The organism is Vitreoscilla massiliensis, assembly GCF_001457815.1.
GTDB classification, from domain to species: Bacteria; Pseudomonadota; Gammaproteobacteria; order Burkholderiales; family Neisseriaceae; genus Vitreoscilla; species Vitreoscilla massiliensis.
In genome coordinates this window covers 971,864-989,646 of the sequence record NZ_LN898221.1, presented here as the reverse complement: position 1 = coordinate 989,646, position 17,783 = coordinate 971,864, and the positions used below count along the sequence as shown (strand labels likewise).

Here is a 17,783-nt window from a genome sequence, read left to right as displayed (position 1 = left end):
ATAGCGCCTCAAATTTTGCTGTCAAGCGCTGTAAACCAATACAGGCAATGTTTTGCGGCTGGGTACTGATTTTATTAAGAATTTAATTTTCCCAGTTCCGCACGCATGGCAGCGATGACGGCATGGTAATCGTCTTGACCAAAAATCGCCGAACCCGCGACAAAGGTATCGGCGCCAGCAGCGGCCACTTCGGCGATGTTATTGACCTTAATGCCGCCATCGACTTCGATGGCAATGTGGCGGCCTGATACTTTAGCGTACTCGTCCAATTTCAAACGCAAGGCGCGGGTTTTGTCCAAAGTGGTAGGAATAAAGCTTTGGCCACCAAAACCGGGGTTTACCGACATCAACAACACCATGTCGATTTTATCCAACACATAATCGAGCACATGCAACGGTGTGGCAGGATTGAGCACCAAGCCGGCTTGGCAGTTTTGTGCCTTAATCAAGCCCAAGCTGCGGTCGACATGGCGGCTGGCTTCAGGATGGAAGGTGATGATGTTGGCACCGGCTTTGGCAAAAGACTGAATCAAGTCGTCTACCGGCTCAACCATCAAATGCACGTCCATCGGTACGCTGGCGTAAGGTTTGATGGCTTCACAAATCATCGGGCCAAACGTGAGGTTGGGCACATAGTGATTGTCCATCACATCGAAATGGATTAAATCGGCACCGGCAGCAATGACGTTGGTGACTTCTTCACCCAAGCGGGCGAAGTCGGCAGACAAAATACTGGGGGAAATGCGGTAGTTCATGAGCGTGTCGTTTTTTATCAAAAACGCTATTGTAGCGATTTTGCCGCAGTGCGACCATGCCAATTGGGTCTATAAATCAGATTCTTAGTTCTGAAAACCGCCTATTTACACACATTTACGGCTTGGAGGTTCAGTTTCACACCGTCACTGCTACAATGCAGTCATTCTGTATTTTGGCCATACTCATGGGAATAAAGAGTCCACTCACAAATAACAAATCATTATGGATGTGCGGTTTACTAATGGGAGGTTTGTTATGTATTCAACCTGCGCAAGCGGCGGGATTGAATTGTGATGTCAGACAGTTATCGCTCAGTCAGGCGCAGCAAAACCAATTGCGCTTGTTGCGCAATCAATACCGCATCATGCGCGATGAACAAACGCGCAAAAAGCCATCGGCCACTTCGTCGCGCCGTTATTTGGTGCAAATTTTGATGCAAGACGATTTCAATGAGGGCGCAGCGCGCCAATATGTGAGCCAGAAATACCAATACAATGCCGAATTGGACATGCAAGACTTGCGCATGCAGCATTATTTCTTCAAGGTGTTAACGCCGCAGCAAAAACAACAATGGATACGCTATTGCCAACAATAGCCTTACAGGCCGATGTTTGAGCAGTCAAAGCGGCCTGTAAAACCATAAACAGCAAGCAGCAAGCATGCAGTGATAAAAAAGCCCATCGAACGATGGGCTTTTTGTGCATTAGTGTAGCGGATTTCGCATCACTTATTTCACGTAGTTTTTCACGCCAGCTTCCAATTCAGCTGCTGCGCCTTCAATGCCTTCCCAGCCTTGAATTTTAACCCATTTGCCTTTTTCCAAATCTTTGTAGTGTTCAAAGAAATGTTGGATTTGGTCACGGAGCAATTGTGGCAAGTCTTCCAATTTTTGGATGTCTTTGTACATTTGGCACAATTTTTCCACTGGCACAGCGATGATTTTTGCGTCCACGCCGCCATCATCTTCCATTTTCAACACGCCCAAAGCGCGGCAACGCACCAACACGCCAGATGGCAATGGGAATGGGGTCACCACCAACACGTCGCAAGGGTCGCCGTCACCAGACAAGGTGTTAGGCACGAAACCGTAGTTAGCAGGGTACATCATAGACGTGCCCATGAAGCGGTCTACACACAAAGCGCCGCTTTCTTTGTCGAATTCGTATTTGATTGGAGAAGAAGAGTTGGCAGAAATTTCAATAACCACATTAAAGTCATCAGGGATGCTTTTAGCTGGTTTGATTGCATCAAGATTCATAGTGTCCTCAAGTTATGTTGACGGATAAACCGCGTCATTATAGCAGTATCGCCGTGGCTTACGCGTAAAAAACCGCATTGATGCACATCAAAACAAACTCGCGGGCAGCATGGCCAATTGTGCCGGTGTGGGCAAGACCGCCGCGCTGCGAAACGCCAATAAATCGGGATGGTCGTCACAGTAAATGATGTCAAAAGCCAAGCGCTGGTGGCCGTACAAGCCGCGATGCAACATGTTTGCGGAAAACAACAACACATCGCCGCTTTGCATCGCGATGCGGGTACTGCCGGGCAAATCATCATGCGGCCTGTAAGGGGGTTTGCCCATGCGCACGGCGTATTCTTGTGGGCTGTCCCAGCGCTGATGCGAACCTGCAATCAATTCTAGGCCGCGTTCAGGGCGCAGCGCGATGCGGCAATGCAACACGTTTTGCTGTAACATAACGCTTCTTTGTGCCGCCTCGTCTAAGCCCGTGTATTGCACATCGCGGTGCCAATAATTGTGTTGGTCGCGGTGATAAGGATCGAAAAACAATTGCGTGTTTAAAAAGCGCGGCGCGCGTGGGAAGATGGGCGTGATTTGTGCCAGCAGCGTGGGCGCGGCGATGGTTTGAAACAACACCATTTTGTCTTGTTCCGTAAGAGCAGGGTCGGCGCTTAAGCTGTGGCTGTTGATGAGACCGCGTTGGTAGGCCGCTTGGTGTTGTCGCAGCCAAGCGCGGTGGTGTTTGAGCAGCACGGCTGCTAATGGGGCCAATTGATGCGGCTTGTAAAAGCCTGGCAAGTGCAAATAGCCTTGTTGTTGGTACAATGAGGGCGACATGGCGGCATCCTTGTGGTGACGCCAAGATGATAACAAACGCGCCACGCCCTTGTGCAAATGTGGAAAAACCTAAGGATAAAAACATGTTACCCGATCGTGTGATAGAAAATGTGGATGTGGTATTGCGAACCTTGTTTGCCCCAGCGCAAACCGTGCGCCCATATCCCGATAGCGATGTGGCCGAGGCCGAAATGAGCGAGGAAGAGCGCCAACATGCCTTGGGTTTGATGCGCGTGAACCATGTCGGCGAGGTGTGCGCACAGGCTTTGTACCAAGGCCAGTCTTTGACCGCCCGCGATGAGACCAACCGCGCTGCCTTGCAACACGCGGCGCAAGAAGAAGTCGAACATTTGGCGTGGACAGAAAAACGCATCCAAGATTTGGGCGGGCGCACCAGTTTGCTCAATCCAGTGTGGTATGCGTCGTCTTTGGCCGTCGGCGTGGCCGCGGGCATGTTGGGCGACAAATGGAATTTGGGCTTTTTGGAAGAAACCGAACACCAAGTGACGCGCCATTTGGAAGAGCATTTGCAAGGCTTGCCCGAGCAAGACGCGAAAAGCCGCGCCATTGTCGAACAAATGCGCACCGACGAAATGAAACACGCGCACATGGCGCAAGAATTTGGCGCCGCCCCGTTGCCCAAGCCGGTGAAAGACGTGATGGCGGCGATGTCCAAGGTGATGACCACCATCAGTTATAAGATTTAAGCACTGTCTGTTTAGATAGGCTTCATCGTTACATCAAATGCGGCCTGTAAACCTTCTAAGCGGGGTTTACAGGCCGCTTGCTTATAATATGGTTGATGTATTTACGCCTTGCTTAGTTAGACTGTGGTGGTGTAGGGAGATGGCGACAAGAGGGTAGGGTAAGTTGGGATTGGGTGTTTCTATTACAGGTTTGATGGTGTGGCTGCTTTTAATGCTGCATCTGATTCTGTATATAAACATGATCAGTGATTTTAGAAAGCGGCCTGTAAGGTGTTTAAAAACCTTACAGGCCGTATGTTTAAGCTGAAGAAACTCAAATCGCCAATAAATTCGCCTTGGCCGGTCGTTCTAAATGGGTGTGGAAATAATCGGTGCGGTACAGGCGTTCGGTTTGGGCGAAGGTGCGCAAGACTTGGCGGCGTTTGCAGCGGTAAATCAGTTGCGGCACATGGCGGTATTCCATGCGGATTTGGCGTTCGTATTCTTGAAAGCGTTCGGCATCGGCGCTGAGTATGCCCAAGTCTATGTCCAATACCCAGTGCACATCGTCAGGCTCCAAACGCGTGTCTGCGCCATGGTGGGCGGTGGCCAAAATCCAGCGGTAAATGCGCTCGGCGCTGTCCTGCGGCAAGATGTCATGCACATGGCTGAGCATCAGTTGCGCGCTTTTCAATTCATTGTCGCTGCGTTTGGGGTCGTACACCACATCGTGGTAGAACAAGGCCAGCGCCACTTCGGCAGGGCGTTGCATCATGGTTTGGCAACGTTGCCACCACGACAGGCATTCGTGTAAGTGTTGGACGGTATGGTAATGGCGTTGCGGCTCGGCATAAGCATGCAAAACACGGTGTAAATCGGGTGCGCTGTGCGTGGGTGCCAGTGTGAGCCACACTTGCTGCCATACCTCGTCCAAGACTTGCTGCCATACCTCGTCCAAGATTTGGGTATCAATGACCATGTTGAAGCTGCCTTTTGTATCAGTGCAGCTGCAAGACTAGCATAATCGAATAATTAATCTCAATTTTTTATGGCCAACAAGTGTGTGATATCAAATAGTTGTTGCTTGCGCTATCATTTCTTGCGCATGTTGTAAGGTGGTTGGGGTGATGGTTTCGCCGCCGAGCATGCGCGCAATTTCCTCGGTGCGTGCCTCAGCCGACAACTCATGCAAATGGCTGAGGGTTTCGCTGCCCATGTCGCGTTTGCTCACCTGCCAATGCTGATTGCCAAACGCCGCCACTTGCGGCAAATGGGTAATCGCCAATACCTGATAGCGCTGCCCCAATTCGCGCAACGTCTTGCCCACCACTTCGGCGACGCGGCCACCGATGCCGCTGTCGACCTCGTCAAACACCAAAGTCGGCACACTGGTCAAGCGGCTGGTCACCACTTGCAAGGCCAAAGAGATGCGCGACAATTCACCGCCTGAGGCCACTTTCGCCATCGGGCGCAGTTCGCCACCTTTGTTGGCGGCCACCAAAAATTGTATGTGTTCCAAACCGTGGCTGCCAGCGGCGCTGGGCAGCAATTCCACCGCAAATTTCGCCCCTTCCATGGCCAAGCCTTGCATGCGCTCACTGGTATCGCGGCCGAGTTGGTTGGCCGCCTGTTTGCGCGTCGCCGTCAGCTGTTTGGCCAATTCGGTGTAAATGCCTTCTGCTGCTTGCGCGGCCGCTTCCAAGGCTTGGGTGTCGCTGCTGCGTTCTAATTGGTCTAAAGCGGCCTGTAATTGCTGCTCTTTCGCTGGCAATTCTTCTGGCTCGATGCGGTATTTGCGCGCCAAGCTGTTCAGCGTTTGCAAGCGTTCGGCCTTGATGGCCAACTCGTCGGGGTTGATGTCGACATCGGCGCTGACATCGCGCATGCTCGAGGCCACTTCGGCCAATTCCGCTTCCACCGCTTCCAATAAGGCCAAGCTTTCTTGAAAACGCGGCTCGTGCGCCGCCAGCGTGCTTAAGCGTTGGTGGCATTGGTAGAGGCGGTGTTGTACCGAATCGTTTTCATCTATCGCTTCGGCCACCCATTGCGCCGCTTCGAGGATGTCGGCGGCGTGGGCGAGGCTGTCGTGCGATTGGTTCAATTCTTCCCACTCATGCGCCGCCAATTGGTGTTGCGCCAAGTCTTGCAGCTGCCATTGCAAACGCTCGCGCTCCAATTGCAACTGCTCGCCTTGTTGTAAGGCGTCTTGCAATTGCTTACAGGCCGCTTGCCATACCGAATATGCCTGTTTGACGTCTTGTGCCAAACTCAAGCTGCCGGCATAGGCATCAAGCAAATAGCGCTGCGTCGGTTCTTTGTTGAGGGATTGGTGCACGTTTTGGCCGTGGATGTCGACCAAGGTTTCACCGATGTCGCGCAATTGCGCCAGCGTTGCCGCTTGGCCATTGATGAAGCTGCGGCTCTTGCCTTTGGCGTCGATGATGCGGCGTATGCTCAATTCCGCCTCATCTGCGCCGAGCAAACCTTGCTCTTGCAAGGCGGCCTGTAAATGCGGCAAGTCGGCGATGTCGAATAAGGCCGAGAGTTGGGCTTCTTTTTGACCGGTACGCACTTGCGAATAATCGGCCTTGTCGCCGAGCAGCAAACCCAGAGCATCGAGGGTAATGGATTTGCCGGCGCCGGTTTCGCCGGTAATGACGGTCAAACCGGTTTGAAAATTCAGGTTCAGTTCATCAACGATGACAAAGTCTTTTAGCGATAACGCAAGCAGCATAAGCGTCCTTAGACGAGTTGTTCGCCCCAATGCAGTTTGGTGCGCAGGGTTTTGTAGTAATTGTAATCGGCAGGGTGCAACACGCGTAAGGTATTGCGGTAGCGGCGGATGGAGATGCGGTCCAGTTTTTGCAAATCCAGCACCGATTGGCCATCAAAATGCACGCGTGCGTCCATGCCTTTGGTAATCACCACCTCGATTTCACAGGTGTCGGAAATGACGATGGGGCGATTGGTCATGGACTGCGGGCAGATGGGCACCAAGGCCAAGGCATGCATGGAGGATTGCAATATCGGCCCGCCGGCGGCCAAAGAATAGGCAGTAGAACCGGTGGGCGTGGACACAATCAAGCCGTCGCTGCGTTGGGTATAGACAAACTGGCGGTTGATGAATACTTCAAATTCGATCATCTGCCCTAAGCCGCCGCGTGAAAACACCACATCGTTTAAGGCCAGTGATTGTTTGACGATTTGGCCGTCGCGCAACACTTGGCTTTCCAACAAAATCAAATCTTCGGGCAGGTATTTGCCCGTGAGCATATTGAGCAAATCGGCTTGCAGGGTTTCCAATGGCACTTGGGTTAAAAAGCCCAAACGGCCAACATTGACGCCGATAATCGGCACATTGAACGGCGCAATTTTGCGCGCCACCGATAAAAACGTGCCATCGCCACCCAAGACCATCACCAAATGACACAGCTTGCCCAAATCGGCTTTGCTGGCAAATTCACATTGTTCCAGTTGCGGCAAGTCCAGCAATTCAGGGCGGTTGCTTTCATCGAGATACACTTGCAAACCTTCGTTTAGCAAAGTGTGGACAATTTTGGCTAATGGTTCAAATGCTTGCGGCGTGTCTTGGCGACAGACGATGCCTATGCGTTGAAATTGGGTGGTGAGCATGTTGTTCCAATGTGTCAAACCTGCGTAACTTTACCGCAAACTTTCGTCTCTGACATCAATCTTGACGCCACAAAGCCGCGAATTCTTCGCGCGCGTGCAAGACTTTGGGGGCGATGACCAGTTGGCAATAGCCTTGGTACGGGTGCAAGCGGAAGTAATCGTCGTGTTCGGATTCGGCCGGGTAAAACGTGGATGCGGCCTGTAACTCGGTCACAATGGGCGCGGCATGCTCGGCTTGAGTCGCGGCGATTGCCGCTTCTGCCTCGGCGTGTTGGGCTGCATTCAAGTAATAAATGCCAGAGCGGTATTGCGTGCCGACATCATTGCCTTGGCGGTTCAGCGTGGTCGGGTTGTGGGTGGCAAAGAAAATGTCCAACAATTGGGCATAGCTGATGGTGTTTTCATCAAAATCGATTTTCACCGCTTCGGTGTGACCGGTATTGCCAGTACACACTTGCGCATAAGTAGGATTTTCGGTGTGGCCAGCGGTATAGCCGCTTTTGACGGCGTGCACGCCTTGCAGCGAAGTAAATACCGCTTCTAAACACCAAAAACAGCCGCCAGCGACGATTGCAGTTTGCATGGGGATTCCTTTCAATGTGGGCGCGAACAAGGTGCCGATTTAAGGCAATGCGGCAATGGCGGCATTGAACAATTCAAAAAAGGCGACATCGTCGACAGCCGTGGCCCAATTCACATTCGGCACGGCCTTGGATTTGTTCCACCAGTCTACCACACAGGCACCCATGGTGAGCTGGCCTTGGGTTTCCACCGCCACATGCACGCGTTTTTGTTCAAACAGCTCAGGGAAGATCGCGCAAGCGATGGCGCAAGGGTCGTGCAAAGGCGCGCCGCCTTCATGCAAAGACGCTTGCTCATGGCGCTCATAATGGTCGAGCAAAGTGGCCAAACGTGGGCCATTGTCATTGCCCATTTGCGCCAAGTCTTGGATGCGCGCTTGGGTGAGTAAGGCTTGGTGGGTGACGTCCAAAGGCAAGATGCGTAGCGGTACACCGGCCTGTAACACTATTTGCGCCGCATGCGGGTCGACATAAAAATTGAATTCGGCCATCGGCGTGACATTGCCAGGGTGGAAAAAACTGCCGCCCATGATGACGATTTCCTTGATGCCGCGGGCGGCTTCGGGCGCGAGGCTGAGCATTTGCGCGATGTTGGTCAATGGGCCAACGGCGCAAATGGTAACGCTGTAAGGCTCGACATGGGTGAGCATGTCGACCATGTAAGCGACCGCGTGCAAGACTTTCAGCGGCGTTTGTGCCTTGTGCAATTGCATGCCGCCCAAGCCATTGTGACCGTGCACATGTTGGGCGGTGACCAAGGATTTGATGAACGGTTTTTCGGCACCGGCATACACCGCCATATCGCTGCGACCGGCCCAATCTGCAATCACACAGGCATTTTTGCTGGTATTGTGCAGCGACACATTGCCGGCGACGGTGGTCAAGGCCAAGACCTCGACCAAATCCAGTTTTTCCAAACCGAGCGCCATCAAGATGGCGGCGGCATCGTCTTGACCGGGGTCGGTATCGATGATGAGCTGGGGTTTGCGGCGATTGCGGCTTAATTCTAAATAGCGTTGGGCGTGGGCTGTCATAACGGGTAAAATAGCGGGCTATTAATCAAGGATGAATGAATGCGTTTGATTCTAGCACCGATGCAAGGCTTGGTGGACGATGTGATGCGCGATGTGTTGACACGAATTGGCGGGTTTGATGCATGCGTGAGTGAATTTGTGCGGGTTACCCACACGGTGCATGGGCGCGGCGTGTGGCTGAAGCTGGTACCAGAATTGGAATATAATACTCAAACTTTTGCCGGAGTCGATTGTACTGTGCAAATTTTGGGTTCAGACGCAGACAATATGGCACTCAATGCGCTAGAAGCATTGAAGTACGGTGCCAAGAAAATTGACATCAATTTCGGTTGTCCTGCCCCTACCGTCAACCGCCATCAAGGTGGTTCAGTGTTGTTGCGAGAACCACAACGAATCGAACACATCGTCAGCACCGTGCGTGCAGCCTTGCCAGAACACATTCCATTGAGCGCAAAAATGCGCTTGGGCTATGAGGACAAGGCCTTGTTCTTGGACTGCGCCCATGCCATCGAAAACGGCGGTGCTTGCGAGGTCACCGTGCATGCGCGCACCAAAATCGAAGGCTATGAGCCGCCTGCGCATTGGGTATACGTCAAGCGCATATGCGAGGCTTTGCACATTCCGGTAATCGCCAATGGCGATGTGTTTACCTTGGACGACTACAAGGCGATTAAGGCCGAATCGGGTTGCGACAGCGTGATGCTCGGTCGCGGTGCGGTGCGCCGTCCTGATTTGGCGCGCCAAATCATGCGTTATGAACAAGGTTTAGACCCAGCTGCGATGGCGTGGCCTGAGGTGATGGAGTGGGTGCGCTTGTTTTTCCAATTGTGCGAAACCAAGGCCGGCGATTCCAAATACCCGATGGCACGATTGAAACAATGGTTGGGCATGATGAAATTGGTCTATCCCGAAGCGGTGGTGTTGTTTGAGGCGATACGGCCATTGAAACTCAACCACGAAATTGCACACGTATTGAAAGCGGCCTGACATGTATTTGATTCAATCAGCTCACAATGAACAATTAAAACGCTTGAGCAAGCTGCTCAAACAAGCGAAAACGCGGCGCGAACTGGGTTTGGCGGCGATGGAAGGCGTGCATGTGTTGCAAGCGTATTTGCACACGGGTGCGCTGCCTGAGCAGGTGTTTGTGTCGGAAAAACGCGCCGAACACGCCGAAGTGGCCAAACTCTTGCGCCGCTTGCCCGCAGGGGTGGTGCATGTGGTCACTGGCGATGCCTTAAGTAAAATCACCGCTTTGACCGAGGCCGACGATGTCATCAGTGTGATTAGGCGGCCTGTAAACGCCGCTTTGCCCACTTCTGGCAATGGCATGTTGCTCGAAGACGTACAAGACCCCGGCAACATCGGCACCATCATCCGCTGCGCCGCGGCCGTGGGTTTGGATTGGCTATTGCTGAGCAAAGGCGCGGCCGATGTGTATTCGCCCAAGGTGTTGCGCGCGGCCATGGGTGGACATTTTGGCTTAGCCATATATACCGATGTCGATGCCTTGGCTTGGGCGGCACAGTTTACAGGCCGCTTGTGGATGACGGCCTTGGGGCAAGACAGCGACAGCTTATACGATTTGGATTTGAACCAAGATGGCGCATGGGTAATGGGCAATGAGGGCAATGGCATCAGTGAACCATTGCTGGCACTGGCGCCTAAGACGGTGCACATTCCGATGCACGCACACACCGAATCTTTGAACGTGGCCATGGCGGCGACGGTGTGTGTGTTTGAACAACAACGACAACGATTACAACACGCAGTGAAAGCATAAAGGTACACAATGAGCGATATTTTGGATTTACAACAACAATTGGCGGCATTGCTGCACCCACACACCGAAGGCGACACCATGCGTGTGGACGAGGTGCAAGGCTTTATGTGTGCGGTCTTGTCTGGCCCCGATGCTGTCAACATCGAAGAATGGTTGCCGGAAATTTTGGGTGATGAAGCCTTGTTTTCTGACGCTGAAAAAGCGGTGGCTTTGAAATTGATTACCGCGCTGGCCGAGGCGTGGCAAGCACAATTGCAAGCGCGCGAACTGACTTTGCTATTGGAAGACGACGAAGACGGCGAACCAGATTACCAAACTTGGGCCAATGCCTATTTGTTTGCCTTGGACGTGGTCGATACCGACTGGTTTGAAGCGGCCAATGATGAAGAATTTGAAGACAGTTTTTACCCAATGATGGTGGTGGCCGGCATTTACGATGAAGAAGGCATAGACATCAGCCCGAAAGAGCGCAAAGAATGCACCAGCCAATTGGCGGCCACAGCCGAGCAGTTCTACCACTACTGGCAAGCGGTGAAAAACAAACCGCAAACCGTGTTCCGTGGTGGCGAAAAAATCGGTCGCAACGATGCCTGTCCTTGTGGCAGTGGCAAAAAATACAAAGCGTGTTGCGGTAAGGCATAAACGCGATGTTGCGCAAGACATGGTGGCACAGACAGTGGAAAAAACTGCGTGCCAAAGTGCCTACCCACGATGAAATCTTTGCCAGCCGTTGGCTCAAGCCGTTGGCACCGTATTTCAATAAGCCGTATTTTTGGGTGGGCTCGCGCCGCAAAGTGGCGTTGGCGGTGGGCATAGGTTTGTTTGCCGGCATGATGCCCGGGCCGACACAAATGCTCACGGCCTTGCTGCTGGCCTATGTCTTGCGCGCCAATTTGCCGGTATCGTTGGTGACGACGCTGTACACCAATCCTTTGACCTATTTGCCGCTGTATTACGCGGCGTATGAGCTGGGTTGGTATGTGCTCGCCGGCCAAAATGGCGAAGCCATGATGTCGTTTGCCGATTGGAAACAAGTGATGGGCAATGGCAGCGAGCTCAGGCATGCGCTGGCCGAGCAAGCGCGCTATTTGCTGGTGGGCGTGCCCATGTTGTCGGGCAGTTTGGCCGTCATCGGTTATGTGACGGTACGGGTGGTGTGGCGCTGGCGCACCACCTATAAATGGCGCCATCGCCATGTTGACGATGGCCAAAAATAGACTGCCGCGCTGAAAGCGCAGCGCTTGCGCTGTCGCAACACACTGTTAAGCTGGGGCTGTTATGCTATAAATGTGTACATCTTCAGGTAAAAACCGCTTATGTCCATCAAAATCACACAGATGAACGGATACCATCTGTATCAAAAACCCCATTCCCAACATGTGTTGCCCTTGCTGTTAGAGCCCAGAAGCGCCGCCGTATTGCAGGTGTTTGGCACCGGTCACCCAAAGCGCCATGTGCGTTTGGTGCAGTGGCAAACACAGCCTTATATTTTAAAATGTGACCAAGAGCCGGAAACGCGGCCTGAAAAAATCCTGATGAATATCTTGTTCGGTTCGTTTTACGCGCGCTTGATGCGTTTGACCGAAAAAGCCAAGCGCCAAGGCTGTCAGGTGTTTCAAGACGTGTATGCGGTGAAGGAAAAGCGCCGCTTGCGCATGAGCAGCGAGGCGATGGCGGTATATGAATACATAGAAGGTACCCCCTTAGACCAACTGCCCAATCGCGCCGATTACCATGCGCAAATCATTACCTGTGTGTTGCAATTGCATGCGGCCGGCTTGGCATCGAATGATTTGCACTATGGCAATTTTATTTTGACTCCTGATGGCGACATCAAAATCATAGATTTGTCGTGCAAAGGCAGCATCAAAGTGTGTCAGGCCAACGATGTGTTGAAATTACAGCGTTACCTAGACCCAGAGCTGCACGGCCACGGTTGGGTGTATCATCTGATACGCGGCAAAGAAGCGTGGCGGGCCAAATGGCGCGCCTACCGCCGCAAACACCGCGATGAAAAATAATCCCGCTGCGGCTGCCTTTGAAATAAGCGGCCAGCAGCACAATCAACAGAAAGCACGCACACAAGATGAAACGCAGTCTGACCACAGGTGAAATCGCCTTGGCGCAAGTGATGTTCCAACACGCCATCGATTACACCGCTGTACAACTGGTGTTTGACAGTTGGTGGCAAAAACGCAGCAAAACCGCTTTGGCGCCAAACGGCAATATCTATTTTCCCAGCAATGCCCGCTGTGAGGATTTTTCCTTGGCGCCGCCGCACCTGCAAGTGTGGTTTATGCATGAGATGACGCATGTGTGGCAATACCAACGCGGCTATTCGGTATTGAAAGCAGGCGTGGTGTTGACCTGTCGCGGTGGCTACAAACAAGCGCGTGCCTACCAATACTTACAGGCCGCTTGTACGCAGATTAAGCCGTTTCATTTGCTGAATATGGAACAGCAAGCCGAGGTGGTGGCGCATTATTTTGCTGCCCACCACCTGCATTTTCAGCAATACCAAAGCCGTTTGCCGCTGCTGGCGCAATGCATACAGCCGTTTCTAAACCATCCCACCTGGCTGGGCTTGTTGCCCACGCATAGCCGTTGTGCTTAATTAGAGCTATATAAGCGGCCTGTAAACAACAAAACACCCAAGCGAGCTTGGGAGTTTTTGAATGAATGGATTAATGCTGGTGCGATTGGTTATTGTAAATACTCATCAACATGCCCAGCATGATCATGATGGACAGCGTGGCCGTACCGCCGTAGCTGACCAAAGGCAAGGGCACGCCTACTACTGGCAAGATGCCGCTGACCATGCCCATGTTCACAAACGCATAACAGAAGAAGGTCATGGTAAAGGCGGCGGCGACGGTGCGCTCATACAAAGTGCGTGCGCGTGCGCTGATCATCAGGCCACGGCTGACGATGAACACATACAACACCACCAAAATCACATTGCCAACCAAGCCAAATTCTTCGCCAAACACGGCAAAAATAAAGTCGGTGGTGGATTCGGGGATGTAGTCCAAATGGGTTTGCGTGCCATTGAGCCAACCTTTGCCCCACACGCCACCTGAGCCAATCGCAATCATTGATTGCAAGATGTGGTAACCGGCGCCCAATGGGTCTTTGGTTGGGTCGAGCAAGGTCAATACGCGCGTGCGCTGATAATCGTGCATGCCGTATTGCCACATCAGCGGCATGGCGGCAATGGCGGCGATAATGGTGGCAAACAACACCCGCCATGACAGGCCGGCAAAAAACACCACAAACAAACCTGAGGCCATGATCAAGGTGGCCGTACCCAAATCGGGCTGTTTCAAAATCAAGAACACCGGCACCATGATGATGCCGATTGCGCCCAGATAGTGATACCAGCGCAAGTCGGTGTCGTAGCGTTGGAAATACCACGCCACCATCATCGGCAAGCCGATTTTCATGATTTCAGACGGCTGAATGCGGATGGGACCGATGTCCAACCAACGGGTAGAACCGTTAACGGTAACGCCAAACAATTCCACCGCCAGCAGCAATACCACGCCGCCGATATAAGCGGGCAAGGCCAAGCTGGCCAAGATTTGCGGCTTGATGCGCGCCAAACCCCACAACAGCAAGAAACCGATGAAGGTGTGCAAGGTTTTCTTTTCCAATTGCACAAATTCTTGGCCGTCGGCGGAGTAGAGCAAAAACAGACTCATCACATAAATGATGAGCATCGCCAAAATCATCCACTTGTCTATCGGATCGAGGATGATTTGCTGTAAGCGTTTTAAAGGATGGCTGTCTGAAATCATGGTTTCACACCTGATGCTGCTTGTGGGGCTTGACGAGCGGTGGCAAATGCGGCCTGTAACGATGCCAACGAGGTTTTGCTGCCTTCAGAAATCAAGGTTTCATCGGCCAAGACGGTCATGCCTTGCGGTGTGCTCAATTCTTCGGCCGTGCCTTGCCCCAAAATTTTCAATAAATAAAAGTCGGCCAATTGGCGTGCGATCGGTGCCGCTGTCGCACCCCAACCACCGTTTTCCAAAATCACCGCGATGGCGATTTTCGGTTTGTCTACCGGTGCAAAGGCGATGAACCAAGCATGGTCACGGTGTTGTACCGCCAAAGCTGCGGCATTGTATTTCGCGCCTTGGGCAATACTCTTCACCTGTGCCGTACCGGTTTTGCCGGCCATGGTGTATTGCAAGCCCGCGCCGACACGCCACGCCGTACCACCGGGGCGCAACACGCCTTCCATACCGCGTTTGACATAGTCAATATTGCTTTGCTTGTATGGCAAGGTGCGTTCTGGTTTGGGGTCGACCACGGTGATTTGTTGGGTTTGGTGGTTGTGCAATTCTTTCACCACATGCGGCCTGTAAACGATGCCATTGTTGGCCAAAATCGCCGTAGCATGCGCCATTTGTAGCGGCGTATAGGTGTTATAACCTTGACCGATGCTGATGGACACCATTTCCGATGGGTGCCATTCTTGGTTTTTGGGTGATTTTTTAAAGCGCTCACGCTTCCAAGCTTTGCTGGGCAAAATGCCTTTGTTTTCATTCGGCAAATCTATGCCGGTGACTTGACCCAAATCGAAATCTTTCAAATACGGCTCAACTTTGTCGATGCCCATTTCATAACCGATGCGGTAGAAGAATGTATCCGAGGATACGGTAATCGCCCGTTGTAAATTTACCGCCCCGTGACCACCACGCGCCGCATCGCGGTACAAATGTTTGGTACCAGGGATGCTCCATGCACCCGGTGCTGGCACAATAGAAGTTTGGGTGAGTTTACCGCTTTCCAGCATCGCCATGGCTATGAAGGGTTTGAAAGTCGAACCGGGAGGGTATAAGCCTTGGATGGTGCGGTTAATCATCGGCGTTTCCCAGTTTTCGTTCAAGGCTTTCCAGTTGTCACTGTCGATGCCGTCAATGAACAAATTCGGGTCAAACGAAGGTTTGGACACCAAGGCCAACACGCCTCCGGTTTGCGGGTCTATCGCCACCACTGCGCCGCGACGGTTGCCGATTAATTCATCGGCTTTTTGCTGCATGCGAATGTCCATGGCCAAGCGCAGGGTTTGACCGGATTGGGCCGGGGTGTTGTTCAAGACGCGGATGATGTTGCCCGTGGCGTCTTTTTCCACCTCTTGCATGCCGGGGATGCCGTGCAATTGCGGTTCGTAATACGCTTCTAAACCCAGTTTGCCGATGTGGGTGGTGCCGCGATACAGGTCTTGGCGACCGTCTTCGGTTAGTTTGTCCACGTCTTTGGTGGAGATGCGGCCGATATAGCCCAACACATGCGCGGTTAACTTGCCATACGGGTATTCACGGAAGGTACGTGCATTGATTTCCACACCGGGGAATTGGTACAGCTCTGGTGCCAAGGCGCTGGCTTCGTCTATGGTCAGTTTCAGCTTCAACGGGATGTTTTCATAATCGCGGCTGTTTTCGCGGAAGCGCTTGTAACGCTTCAAGTCATCGGGACTGATGACCACGTACCGCCCCAATTGTTTGACCAAATCATCGAATTTGCCATTGATTTTGCTGGGGATGATTTCCAATGAGTACGCAGGATAATTGCGCGCCAACACCACGCCATTGACATCGGTGATTTCACCGCGAATCGGCGGCGTTGGGATGATGGACACCCGGTTGCTGGTGGCACGTTGCACATACTCTTGGTGTTTGTTCACTTGCAAAAAGGCAAAGCGGGTAATCAATACCGTACACAAGACGATGATAAAGACAAATGACACCAACAAACGCAATTGAAAATCACGTTGACCCCGTTGTTTGTTTTTGCCACTTCGGAATTCACGCAAAGATTTCATCGTCTGTTTTGTCGCCAATGCATGATGTTAACCATCAAGGTGTTGAAAAGAGGCCAGATTAAGGCAATGGTGATGGCTGGGGTGAAATACGTCCAGCCGTAAAACGTTTGGTCATAAAACAAACGTGTGGTCACCATGATGGCTGCGTGTAAGATGTACAAAGCGCCCACGGCGATGGCTTGAAAACCAAAGTGGTACAGCAGTAATTGGCGTTGTTGTTGGCTAACGAGGTAAGCGATGATGCTGTAACTGATGGCGTGTTGGCCTAGTGGTGACAGCAAGGCGAAATCCATGATTAAACCCAAGCAAAAGGCGATGCCCAAGTTGATGCTGTCAGGTCGGTGCAATACCCAATAAATCAGCATTAACAAGCTGAATTCGGGCATCCAAAAGAAGTATTCTTTTGGCCAAGCAATCAAGTCTATGAAAAATGTTATCGCGAACGACAAGGTGATGAACCATGCCGACACGCGGTAAGGGTTGGATGAGCTGTAAGCATTCATGGAGCGGAGGCACTTTCAGGTGCGGATGCGGGGGTAAGGCTGCTGGTATCGGCTTGGTACACAACAGGTTTGGCCGCTAATATTAATACTGAACGCGTACTGGTCAAATTGGCTGTGGCACGGGTAGTGGCTTTGTAAAACGGTGTGCCGCTGGTCGGGGTAATCGAGGTGATGCTGGCCACAGGGATGCCGGCTGGATACACATTGTCCATGCCCGAAGTTACCAGTACATCGCCTTTTTGCAAATCCGCACTGACTGGGAAGTAACGCAAATCCAAAGTTTCCAAATTGCCATACAACAAACTGCGCACGCCGGTGCGCGCCACCATGACAGGAATCACTGTTTGGGCGTTGTTCAGCAGCGTCAATTCAGAATGCTTGCTGCCGACCGAGGTGATTTGGCCCAATAAACCATCGGCAGTCACCACCGCTTGCCCTGTTTTGATGCCGTCACTGCTGCCTTTGTTGAGCAGGTAGTGGGTAGGGAAGGGTTCATTGCCCACATACACAATCTGCGCGTCACTCGTTGGCAAAGACAATAAGTCTTTCAAACGGCTGTTGGCCGCTTGTTCGTCGACGTTGTTGTGCACGCCTTTGAGTTGACTGAGTTCTATCTTCAAACGGCTGTTTTCATTGCCGAGCATTTTGTTTTGCTCTTGCAAATGGTTTTGCGCGGTGAAGTATTGATTGGCATTTTGATACCAACTGACCGGTTGGTTGGCAAGCCATTGCACCGGATAGAACAAACCGGCCAATTGAGCGCGCATTTGTTTGACCGCTGCCACACGCTTATCGGTGACCAAAAGTATGCTGGCCAACAACACCAACAACACCACTTTGGTCAGTGGGTTGAGGCGTCGTTGGTTAAATTGTAAGGATTCAGACATCGAAGCAACA

The 17,783-nt window shown here is 52.2% G+C and carries 20 protein-coding genes; 8 read left to right on the top strand and 12 right to left on the bottom strand.

Going from position 1 to position 17,783, the window contains the following annotated elements; genetic code table 11:
- Nucleotides 1-74: 74 nt before the first annotated feature.
- Complete coding sequence (gene rpe, locus BN3003_RS16230; protein ID WP_058357660.1) at nt 75-755, bottom strand: ribulose-phosphate 3-epimerase; 681 nt, start codon at nt 753-755, stop codon at nt 75-77.
- Between the two features lie 242 nt (nt 756-997).
- On the opposite strand from rpe, the gene BN3003_RS16225 reads away from it, so the two are divergent.
- Nucleotides 998-1,351, top strand: coding sequence for a Spy/CpxP family protein refolding chaperone (locus tag BN3003_RS16225; RefSeq protein ID WP_058357659.1), 354 nt, complete (start codon nt 998-1,000; stop codon nt 1,349-1,351).
- Between the two features lie 132 nt (nt 1,352-1,483).
- On the opposite strand, the gene ppa is transcribed toward BN3003_RS16225, so the two are convergent.
- Nucleotides 1,484-2,014: an inorganic diphosphatase gene (gene ppa, locus BN3003_RS16220; protein WP_058357658.1), complete on the bottom strand. Its 531-nt coding sequence runs from the start codon at nt 2,012-2,014 to the stop codon at nt 1,484-1,486.
- 87 nt (nt 2,015-2,101) lie between these two features.
- Nucleotides 2,102-2,836 carry a phytanoyl-CoA dioxygenase family protein gene (locus BN3003_RS16215; RefSeq protein ID WP_058357657.1) on the bottom strand — a complete coding sequence of 245 codons (735 nt, stop codon included), beginning with the start codon at nt 2,834-2,836 and terminating at the stop codon, nt 2,102-2,104.
- 83 nt (nt 2,837-2,919) lie between these two features.
- On the opposite strand from BN3003_RS16215, the gene coq7 reads away from it, so the two are divergent.
- The gene (gene coq7, locus BN3003_RS16210; protein ID WP_058357656.1) at nt 2,920-3,543 is read left to right on the top strand and encodes a 2-polyprenyl-3-methyl-6-methoxy-1,4-benzoquinone monooxygenase; all 624 of its coding nucleotides are present in this window, start codon (nt 2,920-2,922) and stop codon (nt 3,541-3,543) included.
- 313 nt (nt 3,544-3,856) lie between these two features.
- On the opposite strand, the gene BN3003_RS16205 is transcribed toward coq7, so the two are convergent.
- The 5 genes from BN3003_RS16205 to BN3003_RS16185 form a co-directional block, all read right to left on the bottom strand.
- Complete coding sequence (locus tag BN3003_RS16205; protein WP_058357655.1) at nt 3,857-4,501, bottom strand: HD domain-containing protein; 645 nt, start codon at nt 4,499-4,501, stop codon at nt 3,857-3,859.
- A gap of 90 nt (nt 4,502-4,591) precedes the next feature.
- On the bottom strand, nt 4,592-6,256 hold the full coding sequence (gene recN / locus BN3003_RS16200) for a DNA repair protein RecN (protein WP_058357654.1): 1,665 nt from the start codon (nt 6,254-6,256) through the stop codon (nt 4,592-4,594).
- 8 nt (nt 6,257-6,264) lie between these two features.
- A complete protein-coding gene (locus BN3003_RS16195) occupies nt 6,265-7,155 on the bottom strand; it encodes an NAD(+) kinase (protein WP_058357653.1) in 891 nt (296 codons plus the stop codon).
- Nucleotides 7,156-7,210: 55 nt separating this feature from the next.
- Nucleotides 7,211-7,738, bottom strand: coding sequence for a peptide-methionine (S)-S-oxide reductase MsrA (gene msrA, locus BN3003_RS16190; protein WP_058357652.1), 528 nt, complete (start codon nt 7,736-7,738; stop codon nt 7,211-7,213).
- A gap of 39 nt (nt 7,739-7,777) precedes the next feature.
- Nucleotides 7,778-8,770, bottom strand: a complete 993-nt coding sequence (locus BN3003_RS16185) for a nucleoside hydrolase (protein ID WP_058357651.1) — start codon at nt 8,768-8,770, stop codon at nt 7,778-7,780.
- 39 nt (nt 8,771-8,809) lie between these two features.
- On the opposite strand from BN3003_RS16185, the gene BN3003_RS16180 reads away from it, so the two are divergent.
- From BN3003_RS16180 to BN3003_RS16155, 6 genes are all read left to right on the top strand, one after another.
- Nucleotides 8,810-9,757 (top strand): tRNA dihydrouridine synthase, encoded by a 948-nt coding sequence (locus tag BN3003_RS16180; RefSeq protein WP_058357650.1) that lies wholly within the window; start codon nt 8,810-8,812, stop codon nt 9,755-9,757.
- Nucleotide 9,758: 1 nt separating this feature from the next.
- Entirely contained in the window at nt 9,759-10,553 is a 795-nt protein-coding gene (locus tag BN3003_RS16175; RefSeq protein ID WP_058357649.1) for a TrmH family RNA methyltransferase, read from the top strand.
- A gap of 9 nt (nt 10,554-10,562) precedes the next feature.
- The gene (locus BN3003_RS16170; protein ID WP_058357648.1) at nt 10,563-11,195 is read left to right on the top strand and encodes a UPF0149 family protein; all 633 of its coding nucleotides are present in this window, start codon (nt 10,563-10,565) and stop codon (nt 11,193-11,195) included.
- Nucleotides 11,196-11,200: 5 nt separating this feature from the next.
- Nucleotides 11,201-11,770, top strand: coding sequence for a DUF2062 domain-containing protein (locus tag BN3003_RS16165; protein ID WP_058357647.1), 570 nt, complete (start codon nt 11,201-11,203; stop codon nt 11,768-11,770).
- Nucleotides 11,771-11,890: 120 nt separating this feature from the next.
- On the top strand, nt 11,891-12,574 hold the full coding sequence (locus tag BN3003_RS16160; RefSeq protein WP_058357646.1) for a lipopolysaccharide core heptose(II) kinase RfaY: 684 nt from the start codon (nt 11,891-11,893) through the stop codon (nt 12,572-12,574).
- A 65-nt stretch (nt 12,575-12,639) separates the two neighbouring features.
- Nucleotides 12,640-13,167 (top strand): hypothetical protein, encoded by a 528-nt coding sequence (locus BN3003_RS16155; RefSeq protein WP_058357645.1) that lies wholly within the window; start codon nt 12,640-12,642, stop codon nt 13,165-13,167.
- Nucleotides 13,168-13,237: 70 nt separating this feature from the next.
- On the opposite strand, the gene rodA is transcribed toward BN3003_RS16155, so the two are convergent.
- Genes rodA through mreC form a run of 4 tightly spaced genes read right to left on the bottom strand, consistent with a single transcriptional unit; the run spans nt 13,238 to nt 17,773 of the window.
- The gene (gene rodA / locus BN3003_RS16150) at nt 13,238-14,350 is read right to left on the bottom strand and encodes a rod shape-determining protein RodA (RefSeq protein ID WP_058357644.1); all 1,113 of its coding nucleotides are present in this window, start codon (nt 14,348-14,350) and stop codon (nt 13,238-13,240) included.
- Nucleotides 14,347-16,383 carry a penicillin-binding protein 2 gene (gene mrdA, locus BN3003_RS16145; RefSeq protein ID WP_058357643.1) on the bottom strand — a complete coding sequence of 679 codons (2,037 nt, stop codon included), beginning with the start codon at nt 16,381-16,383 and terminating at the stop codon, nt 14,347-14,349. Before mrdA ends, rodA begins: the two co-directional genes overlap by 4 nt.
- Nucleotides 16,380-16,886, bottom strand: a complete 507-nt coding sequence (gene mreD / locus BN3003_RS16140) for a rod shape-determining protein MreD (RefSeq protein WP_058357642.1) — start codon at nt 16,884-16,886, stop codon at nt 16,380-16,382. Before mreD ends, mrdA begins: the two co-directional genes overlap by 4 nt.
- Entirely contained in the window at nt 16,883-17,773 is an 891-nt protein-coding gene (gene mreC, locus BN3003_RS16135) for a rod shape-determining protein MreC (RefSeq protein ID WP_058357641.1), read from the bottom strand. The genes mreD and mreC overlap by 4 nt, the downstream gene beginning before the upstream one ends.
- Nucleotides 17,774-17,783 lie beyond the last annotated feature (10 nt).